Raw genomic sequence first — 17,719 nt, forward strand, 5'->3', positions numbered from 1 at the left:
CTCACGCCTGTTTCAACAAGGCAGGGCAGAACCGGCCATCGGCACTGTGCCGCACGGCATGCTGCGGACGCAGGCCCTCGGTACCGATGAGCCCGCACGTCTGTGGCCCGGACGCCATCCGGGCCACAGACGTGTAAGCGGGGCGGGGTTACGCGGCGTCCGACTCCTTCCCGGAAGCACCAGGGCCTTCGGAGGCGTCGTCCTCGGCCGCTGCTTCCCCTTCCGGTTCGGCCCCGTCGTCCAGGACGATGCGGACGGTACGGCGGTCGTCGCCGGGCCCGGCGACGACCAGTCGGGCCCGGATGCGGTCGTAGAACATGGCGGCCAGCGCCCAGTCCGCGTTCACCGTCGCGCTCGATGCGCCGCGGGTCTCCCACAGACTGATCAGGGCCGCGATGAGGGACGGTCCGGACAGGTGGGTCCGCACCCCTCCCCCTTCCAGGCTCTCGACCGAGTCCGGAACGCGGAAGCGCGGGTGCCGGGCGGCTTGGACGAGCAGGAACTCCCAGGTGTCGCGGTGGCAGACCAGTTCGGCGCGCGACACCCCGGCGGCGGTCAGCAACAGCTCCGCGTGTTCCGCCAGTGGGTCTCGGGACGCCTGACGGCCGTCTTCCGGCCGCCGCCCGCCTCCGTCTCCGGCCGTGTGGACGTCGGAGGACGGAGGGCCGTTCCCGTCCGGGGGCGCCGTGGCGTGGTCGGCGCCACAAGTCGGGGAGCGGTGTCGGAGAGCCCGCTCGGCGGCCTCCTTCACCGCCCTCACGCGCTCCTCGTCCGACGTCTTCGCGGTCTCCTCGTGAAGGCCCGTTCCGCCCGGGGACTCCGGTACGCCACCCTCGGTCTCCCGCCGGTCGCCGTCCCGCTGCTGCTCCACGTACTGCTCCTGTCGGTGGTCGTCCGGTGTCTCGGGGGATTCGTTCGACGGGTCCGACGGCGGATCCACCGCCGCCTCCCCTGTTTCGCTTCCGGCTCCGTCGGCCTCGTCGGTTTCGACAGCCTCGGCGGTTTCGGCGGCTTCGACGGGAGCCGGGGTGGACGGCGGGTGCGCCCCGGCCCGGCCGCCGGTGACCTCCAAGCGCAGGTCCCTCAGATCGCCGAGCATCTTCTCCTGACGCCGGCGCAGTTCGCGGTTCTCCTCCCGCAGGATCATGGTCCCGGTGGAGACGGCTTCCCGGAGCTTGTACAGCTCCTCGTCCGACGTCTGCGGCGACGACGGTGGCGGCGGCTTGTCGGCCGTCTCGGCGAGCGTCTCGCGGAGCGCCGCCATCTCCCGGCCGATCTCGCCGAGCTTGCCGTTGAGGCCACCCAGTTCTCTGTTGCAGGCATCGAACTTCTTCGCGAAGTCCTTTTTCCAGCCACGCCCGATGAGCCTCACGCAACCCCCTCGTCGCTCGAGTGACGAGCCGATCCTTTCCGTGGGCGGAGTGGACGACGCGGACCTTTTCCGGCCACGACCGGGCCGTGCCGCCAATGCCCTCGATACGGGCATCGGCGGGCCGGGTGGCTCCGCCCCTGGGCACCCGACGGAGTGAACGACCGGACGCGAGTTCCATGATTTTCTCTCCGATGTCATGCGGAGGAAGGCGGAGTTGCCGGACAGCGGAGGGAGGAACACACCCTGTCGTGGCCGGATTCGGGCTTCGCGATCGACGGTGCCTGGGGCTGCTCGGAGTCCCGCGGTTGGCGGAGGGTCATGGAGCGGGATCTTGTACGGGCGTTGTACGGGTCCGCTGCCGTGCCCCGGTCGCTCCGGCCCGTGTTGGACATGGCCCCGGCGGCATGGGGGCACATCCGGGACGGAAGGGCGTGAGGGCGGTGCGGGAGAAGCGGAACCATCGCGCGGCGCGGACGAAGGAGGAGGGGGGCGAGCCGCCCGGGGTGTGGTCGGCCTACGGCAGGCTGCTCCAACACCTGCGCAAGCAGAATGGAATGAACCAGCAGCAGCTCGGGGACGCCATCGGCTACTCGATCGAGCAGGTGGCCTCGGTCGAGCAGGGGCGGCGGCCGGCGAAGGCGGCGTTCACGGCGGCGGCGGACCGGGTGCTGGAGGCGAGGGGAGTCCTGGAGGTCCTCCAGGACGAGGTGGACCGGGCCAAACTGCCTCGGTTCTTCCGTGACTTCGCGCTCCTGGAGGCGGAGGCGCTGAGTCGCTTCTCGTACGATCCGCTGCTGGTGCCGGGGCTGTTGCAGACGGAAGGCTACGCGCGGGCGGTGTTCGCCGGACACTGCCCACCGCTGAGCGAGGAGATCGTCGATCGGCACACGGAGGCACGGCTCGGCCGACAGAAGTTGCTGACGCGGGTGCCGCTCGCGGAGCTGTCGTTCATCATCGGCGAGGAGGCGCTGCGCGATCCGGTGGGCGGCCCGGAGGTCATGCGCGAGCAGTGGCGGCACCTGCTGGAAGCGGGCGCGTTGCGGAACGTGGAGGTGCAGGTGATGCCTGCCGGGCGAGGGTTCCACCCCGGTAAGAACGGTCCGTTCGTGGTGCTGGAGACCAAGGAACACCGACACCTCGGATATTTCGAGTCCCAGGGCGTCGGATGCGTCGTTTCGGGTGCCGCCGAGATCAGTGCCTTCGGCTTGCGGTATGGCAAGCTGCGATCGCAGGCCCTGAACGTCGAGGAGTCTGCGCGGCTCATCGAACGGCTGGCGGGAGGGACGTGAGCGTGAAGCGGGTGACCGGGAACGTGGACGGGCTGCGCTGGTTCAAGAGCAGCCACAGCGGATCGGACGGCGGCGATTGCGTGGAGGTGGCCGCCGGCTCGGATGCCGTGTACGTGAGGGATTCCAAGATGGCGGGCGACGGACCCGTGCTGCGGGTCGGCCGGGGCGAGTGGGCCGCGTTCGTGGCACTCGTGGCCGAGTAGCGCCGGGCCGGACCTTCCGGGCGGGCCCGTTCCGCTGTCGTGCCGTCGGTTCGGACGGGGGCGTCCTCGGTGCTCCCACCGAAGTCCGAGCCACCCCGCGCGGCCTACCGCTCCCCGTGCTGCCGGGTGTCCGTGGGCGAGGTCTCCTCCCGGGGTGCGCGGTGCGGCGTGAGCGCACCGCGCGGACGGAACAGCCGGACGGGGAACGCCCGCGGACCGGCGAGGCCCCACCCCCGAGGGGCCTCGCCGGAGCGTGCGCGGTACCAGCGGCGCAGCCGGCGCCGCTCGGACCGGGACAGGGCGGGGTCGTGCTCCAGCAGGTGCGCGACGAAGCGCATGGCGTCCGGCCGGTAGCCGCCCGTCATGGGGCGCCCGCGGGCGTAGGAGACGAAAGCGGGTCGGTAGCGGTCGCCCAGGAGGCGTGGCAGCTCGGGCGCGATCCTCGCGACGACCGAGGCCCGCTTGACGGTCAGCGCCCGGGACTGGACGCGGAGCCGGTCGCGGTCGAAGCCGGCGGGCACGGGACCGTCGGCCACCAGCGCCGCCAGCAGGTCGGCCTGGGCCCGGGCCAGGCGCCGGCGGGCCGCTTCGGTGCCGTGTTCGTCGTGGGCGTTCCCGGTGGTGTTCCCGGTGGCGTCAGACACGGGCCCCTCCCCTCCCGGTGGCGGACGCCTCGTACACGTCGCGGATCGCGGACAGCTCGGCCGCCAGCTCCCCGGCGGGCGGGAAGTCGTCGTCGCGCTCCAGCAGCACACCGGGCGGCGAGGTGCGCGCGCACAGCTCGGCCAACAGCTCCAGCACCGCGTCCGGCACCGGGTGGGCGTGGCTGTCGTGCCACACCCCGTCCCGCTCCACGCCGCCCGCCACGTGGACGTACGCCAGGGCGTCCGGCGGCAGCTCGTCCAGGACGGCCAGCGGGTCCTCGCCGCGGTTGACGTGATTGGTGTGGAGGTTGGCGACGTCGATCAGCAGCCCCACGCCGGTGCGGTCCACCAGTTCGGTGAGGAACCGCCCTTCCGACAGCTCGTCGTCGGGCCAGCCGAACAGGGCGGCGACGTTCTCCAGGGCGAGCGGCACCGGCAGCGCGTCCTGCGCGATCATCACGTTCTCGCACAGCACCTCCAGCGCGTCGCGGGAACGCGGCACCGGCAGCAGGTGCCCGGCCTCCATTCGGGGGGCGCCGGTCGGCGGCCCTCCGGCCCGCACGAAGGCGATGTGCTCGGTGACCAGCGGCGCGCCCAGAACCTCGGCCCGGCGTGCCAGGGCCGCCAGCCGGTCGGGGTCGGGCCGCCGCGCGCCCCCCAGCCCGAGCCCCACCCCGTGCGGCACCACCGTGACACCGCGGTCCATCAGTCGCTCCAGTGCCGGGGGAAGGTGGTCGGGACAGACGTTCTCCGCCACCACCTCGACCCACTCGACGTCCGGCAGCGCCTCGATCCCCCCGGCGATCTCCGGACGCCAGCCGATGCCCGTGCCCAGTCGCGCCATGTCCGTCCCCCCGATCGACGGCTCCTCCCCGTGTGTTCTTCCCATCTCCGGGCAGAGGGATGATCAACCGCCCGGGAGGCGGGTTCAGAGGTTCTTCTGAGCTTCGCCTTCCTCCGGGCGCAGCAACACCCCGCGACCCCCGCCTCGCGCGGGCGGGAGAATCGGACAGAGCCGCACGAGCCCTCAGGGAGACGTCGATGCTGGACAGACTGTGCCGCCTGCTGGGGCTCCGCACCGACCCGGTCATCTTCTTCACCTCGGCCGGACTGACCGTGCTGTTCGTCGTGGCGGCGATCTCGCTGACGGACTGGGTGGACCGGGTCTTCGCGGCGGCCTCGGACTGGCTCCTCACCAACCTGGGGTGGTTCTACATCCTGGGCGTGACGACCTTCCTGATCTTCCTGCTGTGGGCCGCGATCAGCCGCTACGGCCACGTGCGGCTGGGAGCGCAGGACGATCGCCCCGAGTACGGCAGGGGCACCTGGTTCGCGATGCTGTTCGCCGCCGGGATCGGCACGATCCTGATGTTCTGGGGCGTGGCCGAGCCGATCAGCCACTTCGCCGAGCCGCCGCAGCAGGGCGTGGCGCCGCAGACGACCGAGGCGGCCCAGATGGCGATGGCCTACTCGCTGTACCACTTCGGCCTGCACACCTGGTCGATCTTCTGTCTGCCCGCGCTGACGTTCGCCTACTTCGTCTACGTGCGCGGGATGCCGTTCCGCGTCAGCTCGGTGCTGTACCCCCTGCTGGGCGACCGCGTGTACGGCACCGCCGGCCGGATCGTGGACATCACGGCCGTCATGGGCACCCTCTTCGGCGTCGCGGTCTCCATCGGACTGGGGACCCTCCAGATCAACAGCGGGCTCGCGCGGCTCTTCGGCCTGCCGGAGAGTCCCCTCGTCCAGGTGCTGCTGATCACCGTGATCACGGCCATCGCCACCACCTCGGTGGTGCTCGGTCTGGACAAGGGCATCAAGACGCTGTCGAACCTGAACATCGGGCTGGCCGTCGCGCTGATGCTGTTCGTCCTGGCCACCGGCGCGACCCTGTTCCTGGCCAAGGGGATCATCGAGAGCGTCGGCGTCTACCTCTCCTCGTTGGTCTCCCTGGCGTTCTGGAACGACACCTTCGCCAACACCGGCTGGCAGGGCACCTGGACGGTGTTCTACTGGGCCTGGACGATCACCTGGTCGCCGTTCGTGGGCATCTTCATCGCCCGTATCTCCAAGGGCCGCACGATCCGGGAGTTTGTCCTCGGGGTGCTCGCGCTGCCCACCGCCTTCACGATCGTGTGGTTCAGCGTCTTCGGCCTGTCCGCCATCGACATCGAGTTGGGGGGCGGGGGCGATCTGGTCCGGGAGGTCGTCGAGGAGGGCGACATCCCCGGCGCGCTCTTCACCTTCCTGGAGAACTACCCGCTCACCACGTTCGTCTCGGCCGTCTCGGTGCTGATCGTGGTCGTCTTCTTCACCACCTCCTCCGACTCGGCGTCCCTGGTGGTGGACATGCTCTGCGCGGGCCAGCGGGAGGAGGGCGGGCCGACCAGGCAGCGCGTCTTCTGGGCGGTGACCGAGGGCGTGGTCGCCGGCACGCTGATCGCCGCCACCGGCAAGGGCGGCCTCGACGCGCTCGCGGAGGTGATCACGGTGCTCGGCCTGCCGTTCTTCGTCCTGGCGTTCCTGATGATGTACTCCCTCGTCCGCGCGCTGCGCACCGACTTCCCCGAACTCACCGGCCCGCCGCCGGCGCTGCGCCGGCGGTTGGAGCGGGACCGGAAGACCAGGGAGTGGAGCGCCGACAAGGAGTGAGGAACGGGGGCGGGGAGCCGTCAGGGGCGCAGCGCCGGGTGGTCGGCCACGACGGTGGCCGACCCCGGGGCGATCTCGGTGAAGCCGGCGTCGCGCACCACCGGCAGCCCCGCCGACGTCAGACGCTCCCACGCCCCGGGCGGCGCGGTGCGGACCGCCAGCGGGAAACCGGCCGCCCGCCAGGCGGCGCGGGCCTCGCCGTCCAGCTCCCACCAGGCGAGCTGGGCGCCGTGCCCCGCCTGGGCCATCGCCTTGCCCGCGGACATCTCCAGCTCCGGGTTGAGCCACAGCACGGGGAGCCGCGGGCCGGGCTCGGCGGGCGGCACGGGATCGTCCAGCTCGGTGCCGGAGACCTGGAGGCGGGCCAACTCCCTCGGCCAGCCGTCCAGCGGCACGGGCGGGAAGACCCGCACCTCGGCGGGGGACGCGCCGTCCGCGACGCCCTCGTCCCCGGCGCCCGCCTCCCCGGTGGTTCCGTTCCCGGTCACGGTGATGCCCGGCAGGGCGCAGGCCCGGCGCCACTCGGCGCCCCGCGCCCGGCGCACCACCTTGCGGATGCGTCCGTCCTGCCAGTCGTCGACCGCCCGGCGCCACGCGCCGTCCTCCCGTACCGCCCGTTCGTCCGAGAGCAGGGCGAGGACGGCGCGCGCCGCCGTCTCCAGGGCGTCGGTGCGCGCCGGCGGGCCCGGGGGAGTGGTGCGCTCGATCCGGACGACGAGCGGCAGGACGAACTGCGGGGCGGTGTCGCGATCGGCCGCGGTGGCGGTGAACGCGCTGGTGGGAGCGGTGTGGTCGGAACTGGTCACGGGCCCAGTCTGCCGGCCGCCCCGTGTCGGGTGTCCCGCCGCGCCCGTCCCGCGCGGGGTGGTGGGGCGGGCCCCTCCGTCCCGGTGGGAGGGGGCGGACGGAAGACGTCCGTCGGGACCGGCCGGGCACGGCCGCCGGGGAGTAGGCTCACAGGTATGGAGTTCGTATCCGGCTGGGCAGCACCCGAACGGGCCCCCGAACGGACCGCCGTCGCCGAACGGCCCGGGGCCGAGGAGAGCGGGGAGCACGCCGCCTGTGTGATGTGCGGCGGGCCGACCGAGTACCCGGAGCACGCGCGCGGGGCGACACTGTGCCCGGTGTGCGAGTGGCAGGAGGCCGAGCGCTTCTCCTGTGCCTGCTCGTGACGGTTTCCTCGCCGCCCCCGGTCCTTCCGGCCCCCGGTCAGCCGCGTCCCACGGCCGCCGCGATCATCTCCGAGACGCGCACGAAGCGGTAGCCGCGTTCCCGCAGCTTCGGGACGATCCGGTCGACGACCTTCTCCGTGACCGGGGCCTTCGCGCGGTTCCAGTGCAGGACCACCACCGAGCCCGGCTCGACCTGTGACAGCACCCGGTCGGCGACCTTCTTCTCGTCGGACGCTCCGGCGTCCGCCGCGACCACGTCGCCCGCCACCGCGGTCACCCCGGCCGGCGCGACCGTCTTCCGGGCCCGGTCGTCGAAGCAGCCGCCGGGGAAGCGGAAGTAGGGCGTCGGGTTCTCCACTCCCGCCTCGCGGAGGGCTTCCAGACCCTTGCGGACGTCCCCGAGCTGCTTGCCCGGGGCGAGCACGGGCAGGTCCTCCAGTCCGGCGCAGTCGGGGGTGAAGGGGCGGTACGAGTCGGAGAGGGTGCCGACCTCGAACAGCCGGTCCCGGCCGATGTCGCTCGCTCGTTCCCGGTGGGCGCGGGCCCACCCGCCGCTCATGAAGACGGTGGCGGGGACCTTCTCGCGGCGCAGGGTGTTCAGCAGCCCCGGGTTGTCGTGGCGCTCGCCCTTCTCCTTCGGCTTCTTCTCCGACTCCTCCCGGGCGGTCGCCTTCTCGGTCTGCTCCCCGCCCTCCTCCGCCGCCTTCTTCGAGCCCTCCGGGTCCTCGGGCGACAGGGCGGCGTCGAAGGTGAGGGCCACCACCTTGTCGCCCTCGTCGTCGTTCTTCTCCCGCTCCTCCGGCTTCTCCCGCTTCTCGGCCTCGTCCCGGTCGGCCTCGGAGTCCTCCGGGCGCGGGCCGTGCCGGAAGACGGCGACGCGGCCGCCGTTGGAGGTGGGCAGCACGGCGTACTCGGAGACCGCCCCCTCGGCGTCCGGGGCGCCGGAGGCCGAGGGGCCCGGGGAGGCGGAGGCGCTGCCGGTGGGGGAGGCCGCGGCCGGGGACGCGGCCCGGGGGGTGTCCCCGACCGGGCCGCCGCATCCCGCCACCGCGGCGGTGACCAGGGTGAGGGCGGTCAGGGAAAGGGGGGTACGGCGCACGGAGACGGTCATGATCGGAACGTAACGACGTTCCGGTGCGGCCGCTCGGCGTGCTGCTCTTGTCGGACTATCGGCCGTCCCCGGTCGGAGTGACGGCCGATCGGTGCCGCCACGGTCCGGTGACGGCGAACGTGGTCCCCGGGGTGTAGCAGTTGACGTACAGGGTGCGGCCGTCGGGTGCGAAGGTGACGCCCGCGAACTCGCCGTACTCCGGCTCCTCGACGGTGCCGATGTTGCGGGCGTTGCGCGCCACGGGGTGGACCCCGCCGTCCCGGTCCACCCCGTACACGTGCTGGGCGCCGCCGCCGTCCTCACAGACCATCAGGCCGCCGCCGGGGGCCGGACAGATGTTGTCCGGCGACTCGCCCGGCATCTCCACGCCGGTGTCCGGGCCGAAGATCACCACCAGGGTCAGCCTGCGGCGGCGCGGCTCGTACCGCCACACCTGACCGAAGTGGTCGGCCGCCGAGCCCTCGGAGCCGCGGGCGTAGCTGGAGACGAAGTACACCGCCCCCTCCCCCCGGTGGCCGCCCCAGTAGCAGCCCTCCAGCTTCTGCGCGTGCGTGACGCCGCGCCGACCGAAGTCCTGGAGGCGGACGGGCGTCTCCCGTGCCGACGGGTCGGGCACCGGCACCCACTCGACGCGGTCGAAGCGGGTGCCGGGCTCCCGGACGGCCGACAGGTCCGGGACGTCCGGCACCCGCAGGGCCTCCAACCGGCCGCCCGCGCGCAGGGAGCCGAAGCCGCCGCGGGGCCGGTCGGGCAGGAAGCGGTAGAAGAGGCCGAAGGGGTGGTCGAAGGCGTCCTCGGTCTCGTAGACGATCCCGGTGCGCGGATCGACGGCGACGGCCTCGTGCTGGAAGCGGCCCAGCGCGGTGAGCGGCTCGGGGACGGTGCGCCGGCCGGGGCGGACGTCGACCTCGAAGACGAAGCCGTGGTCCCTGGTGTAGCCGGCCGTGCCGGCCTTGTCCTCGGTCTCCTCGCAGGTCAGCCAGGTCCCCCAGGGGGTGGGGCCGCCGGCGCAGTTCACGGCGGTGCCCGCGATGCCGACCCGCTCGTCCACCACCTCGCCGTCCCGGTCGAGCGTCAGCACGGTGCAGCCGCCCCGCCCCTCCGGGTCGTACGTCAGGCCCTCGACGGCCGGGACGCGGTACGTGCCGCCGTCCGGTCTGTTCTCGTGGTTGCGGACCAGCCGCACGGGTCCGGCGCCCGGGCCGGCCAGGGCGACCATGCCGTCGTGGTTGCTGGGCACCGGGCCCTCGCCGGAGCGCATCGGATCGCCCTCGCGCGACAGCACCCGGTAGCGGAAACCTTTCGGCAGGTCGAGGAGACCGTCCGGGTCGGGGACGAGGGGGCCGTAGCCGCCCCGACCGGCGGCGTGGGCGGGACCGGTGCCGGCGAACAGTTCGGAGACGGCTCCCGCGAAGACGATGCCCACTCCCACGGCACCGGCGCTTCCCAGGACCTGGCGTCGCGTTGCGGACATGAGCGACTCCCTGCCGGCGGACGGGACGATGTCCCGGATGGTGTACCACGGCGTCCGCCGCGCGGGAACCGGACGCGGCCCGGCACACCGGCCCGCGCAACCCGCCCGGCGTACGGACGGGGCGGCGCCCGGCGGCGGAGGCGGTGTCGCCGGCCGGCCGTCAGGTGTCCACGGACCGCCGGGCGTCGCGCGCGAGCGCGGTGAGCCGGGATATCGCCCGGAAGTACTTCTTGCGGTAGCCGCCCTTGAGCATGTCCTCGCCGAAGAGGGCGTCGAACGGCACCCCGGAGGCGAGCACCGGCACCTCGCGGTCGTAGAGCCGGTCGGCGAGGACCACCAGGCGCAGCGCGGTGGATTGATCCGGCACCGGCTGGACATCCGTGAGGCAGACCGCCTCCACACCGTCGCACAGCGCACCGTAGCGGCTGGGGTGGACACGGGAGAGGTGGTCCAGGAGGGAGGGGAAGTGGTCGAGGGACGCCCCGGGGGTGGTGTGCGCGAAGCGCGTGACGGTCTCGGCGTCGCTGGGCGGCGGCGCGTCGGGGAGACCGCGGTGGCGGTAGTCCTCACCGTCGATGCGCAGCGCGCGGAAGTGCGCCGCCAGGCCCTGGATCTCGCGCAGGAAGTCGGCGGCGGCGAAACGGCCTTCGCCGAGCTTGCCGGGCAGGGTGTTGGAGGTGGCCGCCAGCGCCACGCCCTCCTCCACCAACCGGCCCAACAGGGTGGAGACCAGCACGGTGTCGCCCGGGTCGTCCAGCTCGAACTCGTCGATGCACAGCAGCCGGTGCCCGCTGAGCGTGGCCACCGTCTGCTGGAAGCCGAGGGCGCCCACCAGGTTGGTCAGCTCCACGAAGGTGCCGAACGCCTTGCGCTCGGGCGGCGCCTCGGTGGCGTGCCACAGGGAGGCGAGCAGGTGGGTCTTGCCGACGCCGTAACCGCCGTCGAGGTACACCCCGCGCGGGCCTGCGGAGGCCGCCGGCCCGTCGGCGCTCCGGCCACCGCGGCGGAACCAGCGTCGGATGCCGCCGGCGCCGGCGCCGTTCGTCGGCCCGCCGCCGAGTCCGGCCGCGAACTCCTCCAGCACCCTCACCGCCTCGGCCTGGCTGGGCCGGTCCGGGTCGGGGATGTAGTTGTCGAAGCGGACCGAGTCGAAACGGGGCGGCGGCACCATCTCGGCCACCAGCCGGTCGGCGGGGACGTGCGGCTCGCGGGCGCACAGCGACAGCGGCCGGCTCCCGTCGGTCATCGGGCGTTTCGCGGAGGTGGAGGAGGACACCCTTCTCACTCTACGGGGCGTGGCGGGGTGAAAAACGCGCCGGTGGGCCGTGCCACACTGCGCCGTATGCGACGTCTGTTCCCCCAGCCGACACCCCCCGAAGTCGCCGCCCCCTCCGTCTCCCCGGCCGGGCCGGGGGAGGGAGCCGCGCCGAGCGTCCGCCCCGGACCGTCCGGCCCCCCGTGGCCGCTGGAGGAACTCGCCGACGCCTACGCCTACCCCGCGAGCGCGGCCCCGGACGCGCCCGGCGGGCCGACGCCCTGGCTGCGCGGCAACATGGTCTCCTCGCTCGACGGCGCCGCCCACCACGGGGGTCGTTCCCAGCCGCTCTCCTCGGACGCCGACATGCGGGTCTTCGGGGTGCTGCGGGCCTTGGCGGACGCCGTGGTCGTCGGTGCCGAAACGGTACGTCAGGAGGGTTACCGGCCCGCCCGCGCCCGGGCGGCGTTCGCCGCCCGGCGCCGAGCCGCCGGACAGGGCCCGGCACCGGCCATCGCGGTCGTCAGCGCCGGGCTGGACCTGGACTTCTCCCTGCCGCTGTTCACCGAACCGTTGGTGCCCACCCTGGTCCTCACCGGCGCCGCGGCCCCGGCCGACCGCCAGGCGGCGGCGCGCGCGGCGGGCGCGGTGGTGGTGCACGCGGGCGAGGGCACGGGAGTGGACCCGGCCCGGGTGCCGGGACTGCTGGCCGAGCACGGTCACACCCGACTGCTCACCGAGGGCGGGCCCAGGCTGCTGGGCCAGTTCGCGGCGGCGGGCGTGCTGGACGAACTGTGCCTGACGCTCTCCCCCCGGATCACCGTCGGAAACGCGTCACGGATCACCGACGGCCCCGGCCTGGCGGCGCCCGCGGAGTACGCGCTGGTGTCGTTGGTCGAGGAGGACGGCTTCCTCTTCACGCGCTACCGACGCGCCGGCGCGGTGCCACCGGGGTGACCGAAACCGTTTGCCCGCGCCAAGAAGGTGTGACGTGCACAGAATGAGATACGCAGAGTGAAATGTGCAGCCCCGCGCGTGCGGGGCGGGATGGTTTTCCACATGGGTCAGCGGACCCGCCGGGAGGAAGGGCACCTGTCGTGTTCACGTCCGTATTGATGATCGAGAAGCCGCTGGTGCCCACCGACGTGGAGCTCGTCACCACCCTCCACGGAGAGGAACCCGTCTCGTTCGTGGTGCTGATGCAGCCCCGGGGCGACCAGGACCGGTTGCTGCGCGCCCTGGACGACGTGGCCCTCGGCGAACTCGACGACGCGGTGCGCGAGGCCGCCGGAGAGGGGGAGGACGACGACGGCCCGGTCTCCCCGGCCGAACGCGCCCTGGAACACTCGCTGGTGGCGCTGCGCGCGGCGGGGGCGGAGGCCGTCGGCCAGATCGTCCAGGACCATCCGCTCGACCTGCTCACCTCCGTCGTCCGGGAGACCGACGCCGACGAGGTGATCGTGCTGACGGCGCCCCACCTGGTCGAGGAGTTCTTCCACCGCGACTGGGCCTCCCGGGCCCGCCACAAGGTCGGCGTCCCGGTCCTCAAGCTCTTCGCGCACGGGGAGTGAGCGAGCGGTGAGCGAGCGGCGGTGCGGACGCCTGCCGCGGCCACCCGGCCCGCTCGCATAGGCTGGGGCCGCGCGCCCGACGGGCCCCGCACCGCCCCCGCACCCCGTGCCGCGGCGGACGGGGACGGCCCGGCCGTCCGCCGCGGGCACGCGCCCCGAAGGACCAGCACACCGACACGCACGAAGCCCCCGGGCCCCAGGGCCCGAGGGCACGTCCGAAAGGAAACCGCATGGCGCCCGGCCTGCCGCCCGCGATGGAACGGCCCCACTTCATCGGCATCGGCGGCGCCGGCATGTCCGGTATCGCGAAGATCCTCGCCCAGCGCGGCGCCGAGGTCGCGGGCAGCGACGCCAGGGACTCCGCCACCGCCGAGGCGCTGCGCGCCCTCGGGGCGACCGTCCACGTCGGCCACGACGCCGCCCACCTCGCGGCCGACGCCAGCGCCGTCGTGGTCTCCAGCGCCATCCGCGACGACAACCCCGAACTGGCGGCCGCACGAGAGCGCGGCGTGCCCGTCGTGCACCGCTCCGACGCGCTGGCCGCCCTCATGGACGGGCTGCGGCCGATCGCCGTCGCCGGCACCCACGGCAAGACCACCACCACCTCCATGCTCGCCGTCGCCCTGGACACGATGGGCCTGGACCCCTCGTACGCGATCGGCGGCGACCTCGACGGCCCCGGCACCAATGCCCGCCACGGCGGCGGCGAGATCTTCGTCGCCGAGGCCGACGAGAGCGACCGCAGCTTCCACAAGTACGCCCCCGAGGTCGCGATCGTCCTCAACGTGGAGCTGGACCACCACGCCAACTACGCCTCGATGGAGGAGATCCACGAGTCGTTCGAGACGTTCGTGGGCCGCGTCCGCCCCGGCGGCACCCTGGTCGTCGCCGCCGACCAGGAGGGCGCCCGCGAACTGACCGCCCGCGTCCGCGCCCGCGCCGCCGAGGAGGGCCGCGACCTGCGGGTCGTCACCTACGGCGAGGCGGACGACGCCGACGTGCGCGTTCGGAAGGTCCTCCCGCAGGGGCTGACCAGCGAGGTCACCGTCTCGATGGACGACGGGGAGATCGCCTTCACCGTCTCCGTCCCCGGCCGCCACTACGCCCACAACGCCGTCGCCGCGCTCGTCGCCGGCGCGGCGCTCGGCGTACCGGCCGCGGACCTGGCCGCCGCGCTCGCCTCCTACACCGGCGTCAACCGCCGCCTCCAGCCCAAGGGCGAGGCGCGCGGCGTGCGGGTCGTCGACTCCTACGCCCACCACCCCACCGAGATGACCGCCGATCTGGAGGCCATCCGGGGCGCCGCCGGCGACGGTCGGGTGCTGGTCCTCTTCCAGCCCCACCTGTTCAGCCGCACCCGGGAGCTGGGCGCCGAGATGGGGCGGGCCCTGGCCCTGGCCGACGCCTCGGTCGTCCTGGACGTCTACCCGGCCCGTGAGGACCCGATCCCCGGCGTGACCAGCGCCGTCGTCACCGACGCCGCCCGTGCCGCGGGCGCGGACGTGCGGCACGAGTCCGACAAGCCGACGGCCGCCGCGCTGCTGGCGGGAATGGCCGAGCCCGGTGACTTCGTTCTGACGATGGGGGCGGGCGACGTCACCGAGCTCGGCGCGGTCGTCCTGGACCGCCTGGCGGACCGTCCGGCGAACTGAGGAGGCACCACCCATGGGGTACGAGATCGACAAGACCGAGGAGCAGTGGCGGCAGGAGCTCAGCCCCGCCGAGTACCACGTGCTGCGCGAGGCGGGCACCGAGCCCGCCTTCACCGGCGAGTACACCCACACCAAGGCCACCGGCGTCTACGAGTGCCGCGCCTGCGGGGCCGAGCTGTTCCGCTCCGACACGAAGTTCGAGTCCCACTGCGGCTGGCCCAGCTTCTTCGACCCGGCCGACTCCTCGGCCGTCGAGCTGCTGGAGGACCGCTCCCACGGCATGGTCCGCACCGAGGTCCGCTGCGCGCGCTGCGGCTCCCACCTGGGCCACGTCTTCCGCGGCGAGGGCTACCCGACGCCGACGGACGAGCGCTACTGCATCAACTCCATTTCGCTGCGGCTCGTCCCCGAGGAGGACGCGGGCGAGAGTCGGGGCTGAGACGGAACCGCCGAGGACACCTCGGACACCGAGGTACGGACCGGGGCGGGAGGACGGAGGGCCGGGATCCGCACGGGTCCCGGCCCTCCGTCCTTCCGCCCCTACCGCAACACCGCCGCCGAGTGCGGCCCCAGCCGCAGCAGCCCGTCGCCCTCCGGCACCCGGCACTCGCCCCAGGAGGCCAGCTCGGTGGCCGTGTGCACCGTCAGCGGGATCTCCGCCGCGCCCTCCCCGGCCAGGTTCACCGCGACGTGCAGCCCGCCGTGGCGCAGGTACAGCCAACGCCGCCCCTCGTCGAAGTCCACGTGCACGTCCGCCGGTCGCGTACGGGGCGAGACGTGGGCGCGGCGCAGCGCGATCAGCGCCCGGTGCCAGGCGAGCAGGGCGGCGTGCGGCTCGCGGCGCGGTTCGTCCCAGTCCAGGCAGGAGCGCAGCCGGGTGGCCGGGTCCTGGGGGTCGGGGACGTCCTCGGCGGCCCAGCCGTGCTCGGCGAACTCCCGCCGCCGCCCCTGCCGCACGGCCTCCGCCAGCTCGGGGTCGGGATGGTCGGTGAAGTACTGCCAGGGGGTGCGGGCCCCCCACTCCTCGCCCATGAACAGCATCGGCGTGTACGGCCCGCACAGCACCAGGGCCGCCGCGCACGCCGCGAGCCCGGGGGAGAGGTGGGAGGCCAGCCGGTCCCCTCGCGCCCGGTTGCCGATCTGGTCGTGGGTCTGCGCGTAGGCGACGAAGCGATGCGACTCGACGGCGGCGCGGTCCACCGGACGCCCGTGGCGGCGCCCGCGGAAGGAGGAGGGGGTGCCGTCGTGGAAGAAGACGTCGGTCAGGGTCTTGGCCAGGGCCGCCAGCGGGGCGCGGGCGAAGTCGGCGTAGTAGCCCTGTGCCTCGCCGGTCAGGGCGGTGTGCAGGGCGTGGTGGACGTCGTCGTTCCACTGGGCGTGGACCCCCAGCCCGTTCGCCCCGCGCGGGGCGGTGGTGCGCGGGTCGTTGCGGTCGGACTCGGCGATCAGGAACAGCGGGCGTCCCAGCTCCTCCGCCAACGCGTCCACGGCCGCCGACAGCTCCGCCAGGAAGTGCTCGGCCCGCTCGTCCACCAGCGCGTGCACCGCGTCCAGGCGCAGCCCGTCCAGCCGGTGGTCGCGCAGGAAGGCCAGCGCGCTGCCGACGAAGTACGCCCGCACCTCGTCCGAACCGGGTGCGTCGAGGTTGACGGCCGCGCCCCACGGGGTGTGGTGCCGGTCGGTGAAGTACGGGCCGAACTCCGGGAGGTGGTTGCCGGACGGCCCCAGGTGGTTGTGCACCACGTCCAGGACCACGCCCAGCCCGTGGCCGTGCGCGGCGTCCACGAAGCGCCGCAGGCCGTCGGGGCCGCCGTACGGCTCGTGCACCGCCCAGGGCGCCACCCCGTCGTAGCCCCAGCCGTGGGTGCCCGGGAACGGACAGACCGGCATCAGCTCCACGTGGGTGACGCCCAGGTCGGCCAGCCGGTCCAGCCGCCCGGCCGCCGCGTCGAAGGTGCCCTCGCGGGTGAAGGTGCCCACGTGCAGCTCGTAGAGCACCGCGCCCTCGAACTCCCGTCCGGCCCACGCGTGGCGCCAGACGTACGCGTCGGGGTCCACCACCGCGCCGAGCCCGCCGGGGCCGTCCGGCAGCCGCCGCGCGCGGGGGTCGGGCCGCACGGGCCCGCCGTCGAGCGAGAAGCCGTAGCGGGTCCCGTGCCCGGCGGACGCCTCGGCCCGCCACCACCCCCCGCGCTCCGGGTCGCGCTCCATGGGAAGGTCCTCGCCCTCCACGTGCAGCGCGACCCGTCGCGCGGTGGGTGCCCACACCTCGAACAGCACTGGCGTCTCCTTCGGCCGACGGCGCGTCAGAGGACCAGCATGCCGGGTGCGGGGCCGTTCACCCCATGCAGACGCGGTGCTGTGTCACCGGATACCCGGCCCGGGCGAAGTGCGCGGCCATCGGGGTGTTGGTCACGTCGGTGGCCGCCGCGATGCTCTTTGCGCCCTCGGCGACGAGTTGGTGGGTGCACTCCACCAGCAGGTCGTACGCGTAGCCGTGGCCGCGCCGCTCCGGCACCACGCCGACGAAACCGACGCACGGACCGGACGGGTTGCGCGCCGGGACCTGGAGGCCGACCAGAGCGCCGTCCGGCGCGTACGCCAGCCGCCACCAGGCGCGCGGCGACGGACACCAGCGGAAGAAGTCCATTTCCTGCCGCGCCGCCCGTTCGACGCCGCCCTCGGCGATCGCCCGGCGGGCGTGCGCGTCCAGGGTGACGGAGTGGATGCGGCGCAGCGCGTCCAGGACCGCCTCGTCGCCCTCCGCGCCGTCGGGCACCGGACGGAACTCCAGCCGGCCGGGCCGTTCGGGCAGCCCGCACTCCGGGGTCCACAGATAGCGGTGACGTTCCACCAGGAAGGTGTACCCGGCTGCCTCCGCCGCCGCGATCCGGGCCTCGGCGGCGGCGCGCACCTCGTCCCGCTCGCGCCAGTTCGGAGGCAGCATCAGCTCGTACTCGGCGCGCAGCGGGACGCGCCGCAGCAGTTCGACCGCGGCGTCGCGGTCGGTGAAGTCGAACCGGTCGAGCGCGATCGGCTCGGTGTCGTCGGGCCCGCCCCAGAAGGCGGCGCGCGCGACGACCTCGCCGTCGCGCAGGGCCACCCAGGTCCACTCGGGCCGGTACTCGCCGCCCTCGGCGACGGTGGCGTACGGCCGCCCCAGCACGGACCGGCCGACCAGTTCGGCGGTGGGGTCGGACAGGGAGGCGAACAGCTCGCGCGCCTCGCCCGGGGCGAGCGCGCGGACGACCGGTGAGGTCGGAGACGTCATGGAGGATCCTTCGGAGGACGCGGACGTCACCGCGCTCCCGTCAGGGAAAGGAC

Annotated in this window: 15 protein-coding genes and 1 pseudogene; 8 read left to right on the forward strand and 8 right to left on the reverse strand. The window is 73.8% G+C overall.

The window, feature by feature from the left end; genetic code table 11:
• Window positions 1–148: 148 nt before the first annotated feature.
• Window positions 149–1,372 carry a hypothetical protein gene (locus tag F0L17_RS20815; RefSeq protein WP_155072241.1) on the reverse strand — a complete coding sequence of 408 codons (1,224 nt, stop codon included), beginning with the start codon at window positions 1,370–1,372 and terminating at the stop codon, window positions 149–151.
• A 404-nt stretch (window positions 1,373–1,776) separates the two neighbouring features.
• On the opposite strand from F0L17_RS20815, the gene F0L17_RS20820 reads away from it, so the two are divergent.
• A complete protein-coding gene (locus F0L17_RS20820; protein ID WP_155072242.1) occupies window positions 1,777–2,661 on the forward strand; it encodes a Scr1 family TA system antitoxin-like transcriptional regulator in 885 nt (294 codons plus the stop codon).
• Entirely contained in the window at window positions 2,658–2,864 is a 207-nt protein-coding gene (locus F0L17_RS27105) for a DUF397 domain-containing protein (RefSeq protein ID WP_202918006.1), read from the forward strand. The genes F0L17_RS20820 and F0L17_RS27105 overlap by 4 nt, the downstream gene beginning before the upstream one ends.
• Window positions 2,865–2,968: 104 nt before the next feature.
• On the opposite strand, the pseudogene F0L17_RS27735 reads toward F0L17_RS27105, so the two are convergent.
• Window positions 2,969–4,352 (reverse strand): annotated as a pseudogene (locus F0L17_RS27735) (MbnB/TglH/ChrH family RiPP precursor modification enzyme).
• Window positions 4,353–4,549: 197 nt separating this feature from the next.
• Between F0L17_RS27735 and F0L17_RS20835 the strand changes: the two are divergent.
• Window positions 4,550–6,160, forward strand: a complete 1,611-nt coding sequence (locus F0L17_RS20835) for a BCCT family transporter (RefSeq protein ID WP_202917901.1) — start codon at window positions 4,550–4,552, stop codon at window positions 6,158–6,160.
• A gap of 20 nt (window positions 6,161–6,180) precedes the next feature.
• On the opposite strand, the gene F0L17_RS20840 is transcribed toward F0L17_RS20835, so the two are convergent.
• Window positions 6,181–6,966, reverse strand: a complete 786-nt coding sequence (locus tag F0L17_RS20840) for a peptidyl-tRNA hydrolase (protein WP_162466507.1) — start codon at window positions 6,964–6,966, stop codon at window positions 6,181–6,183.
• Between the two features lie 156 nt (window positions 6,967–7,122).
• Here F0L17_RS20840 and F0L17_RS20845 point away from each other — a divergent pair, with 156 nt between their 5' ends.
• The gene (locus F0L17_RS20845) at window positions 7,123–7,332 is read left to right on the forward strand and encodes a hypothetical protein (RefSeq protein ID WP_155072244.1); all 210 of its coding nucleotides are present in this window, start codon (window positions 7,123–7,125) and stop codon (window positions 7,330–7,332) included.
• Between the two features lie 37 nt (window positions 7,333–7,369).
• On the opposite strand, the gene F0L17_RS20850 is transcribed toward F0L17_RS20845, so the two are convergent.
• From F0L17_RS20850 to zapE, 3 genes are all read right to left on the reverse strand, one after another.
• Complete coding sequence (locus F0L17_RS20850) at window positions 7,370–8,443, reverse strand: polysaccharide deacetylase family protein (RefSeq protein ID WP_155072245.1); 1,074 nt, start codon at window positions 8,441–8,443, stop codon at window positions 7,370–7,372.
• 55 nt (window positions 8,444–8,498) lie between these two features.
• Complete coding sequence (locus tag F0L17_RS20855; protein WP_155072246.1) at window positions 8,499–9,917, reverse strand: alkaline phosphatase PhoX; 1,419 nt, start codon at window positions 9,915–9,917, stop codon at window positions 8,499–8,501.
• Between the two features lie 160 nt (window positions 9,918–10,077).
• On the reverse strand, window positions 10,078–11,163 hold the full coding sequence (gene zapE, locus F0L17_RS20860) for a cell division protein ZapE (RefSeq protein ID WP_155073950.1): 1,086 nt from the start codon (window positions 11,161–11,163) through the stop codon (window positions 10,078–10,080).
• A gap of 96 nt (window positions 11,164–11,259) precedes the next feature.
• Here zapE and F0L17_RS20865 point away from each other — a divergent pair, with 96 nt between their 5' ends.
• The 4 genes from F0L17_RS20865 (at window position 11,260) to msrB (ending at window position 14,834) form a co-directional block, all read left to right on the forward strand.
• Window positions 11,260–12,129 (forward strand): pyrimidine reductase family protein, encoded by an 870-nt coding sequence (locus F0L17_RS20865; RefSeq protein WP_155072247.1) that lies wholly within the window; start codon window positions 11,260–11,262, stop codon window positions 12,127–12,129.
• A 140-nt stretch (window positions 12,130–12,269) separates the two neighbouring features.
• Window positions 12,270–12,743, forward strand: a complete 474-nt coding sequence (locus F0L17_RS20870) for an indole-3-glycerol phosphate synthase (RefSeq protein WP_162466508.1) — start codon at window positions 12,270–12,272, stop codon at window positions 12,741–12,743.
• A 230-nt stretch (window positions 12,744–12,973) separates the two neighbouring features.
• A complete protein-coding gene (gene murC / locus F0L17_RS20875; protein WP_155072248.1) occupies window positions 12,974–14,395 on the forward strand; it encodes a UDP-N-acetylmuramate--L-alanine ligase in 1,422 nt (473 codons plus the stop codon).
• 13 nt (window positions 14,396–14,408) lie between these two features.
• Window positions 14,409–14,834: a peptide-methionine (R)-S-oxide reductase MsrB gene (msrB, locus tag F0L17_RS20880; protein WP_155072249.1), complete on the forward strand. Its 426-nt coding sequence runs from the start codon at window positions 14,409–14,411 to the stop codon at window positions 14,832–14,834.
• A gap of 101 nt (window positions 14,835–14,935) precedes the next feature.
• Here msrB and treZ read toward each other — a convergent pair whose 3' ends face one another.
• On the reverse strand, window positions 14,936–16,675 hold the full coding sequence (gene treZ, locus F0L17_RS20885; RefSeq protein WP_162466509.1) for a malto-oligosyltrehalose trehalohydrolase: 1,740 nt from the start codon (window positions 16,673–16,675) through the stop codon (window positions 14,936–14,938).
• Window positions 16,676–16,733: 58 nt separating this feature from the next.
• Complete coding sequence (locus tag F0L17_RS20890; RefSeq protein ID WP_155072251.1) at window positions 16,734–17,666, reverse strand: GNAT family N-acetyltransferase; 933 nt, start codon at window positions 17,664–17,666, stop codon at window positions 16,734–16,736.
• Between the last annotated feature and the right edge of the window lie 53 nt (window positions 17,667–17,719).

The sequence above is a fragment of the Streptomyces taklimakanensis genome (assembly GCF_009709575.1).
GTDB classification, from domain to species: domain Bacteria; phylum Actinomycetota; class Actinomycetes; order Streptomycetales; family Streptomycetaceae; genus Streptomyces; species Streptomyces taklimakanensis.

Coding starts and splice junctions, on each gene's coding strand:
- F0L17_RS20820 (WP_155072242.1), top strand. CDS start 1,777: ATGGGGGCACATCCGGGACGGAAGGGCGTGAGGGCGGTGCGGGAGAAG.
- F0L17_RS20835 (WP_202917901.1), top strand. CDS start 4,550: ATGCTGGACAGACTGTGCCGCCTGCTGGGGCTCCGCACCGACCCGGTC.
- F0L17_RS20845 (WP_155072244.1), top strand. CDS start 7,123: ATGGAGTTCGTATCCGGCTGGGCAGCACCCGAACGGGCCCCCGAACGG.
- F0L17_RS20850 (WP_155072245.1), bottom strand. CDS start 8,443: ATGACCGTCTCCGTGCGCCGTACCCCCCTTTCCCTGACCGCCCTCACC.
- F0L17_RS20855 (WP_155072246.1), bottom strand. CDS start 9,917: ATGTCCGCAACGCGACGCCAGGTCCTGGGAAGCGCCGGTGCCGTGGGA.
- zapE (WP_155073950.1), bottom strand. CDS start 11,163: ATGACCGACGGGAGCCGGCCGCTGTCGCTGTGCGCCCGCGAGCCGCAC.
- F0L17_RS20865 (WP_155072247.1), top strand. CDS start 11,260: ATGCGACGTCTGTTCCCCCAGCCGACACCCCCCGAAGTCGCCGCCCCC.
- murC (WP_155072248.1), top strand. CDS start 12,974: ATGGCGCCCGGCCTGCCGCCCGCGATGGAACGGCCCCACTTCATCGGC.
- msrB (WP_155072249.1), top strand. CDS start 14,409: ATGGGGTACGAGATCGACAAGACCGAGGAGCAGTGGCGGCAGGAGCTC.
- F0L17_RS20890 (WP_155072251.1), bottom strand. CDS start 17,666: ATGACGTCTCCGACCTCACCGGTCGTCCGCGCGCTCGCCCCGGGCGAG.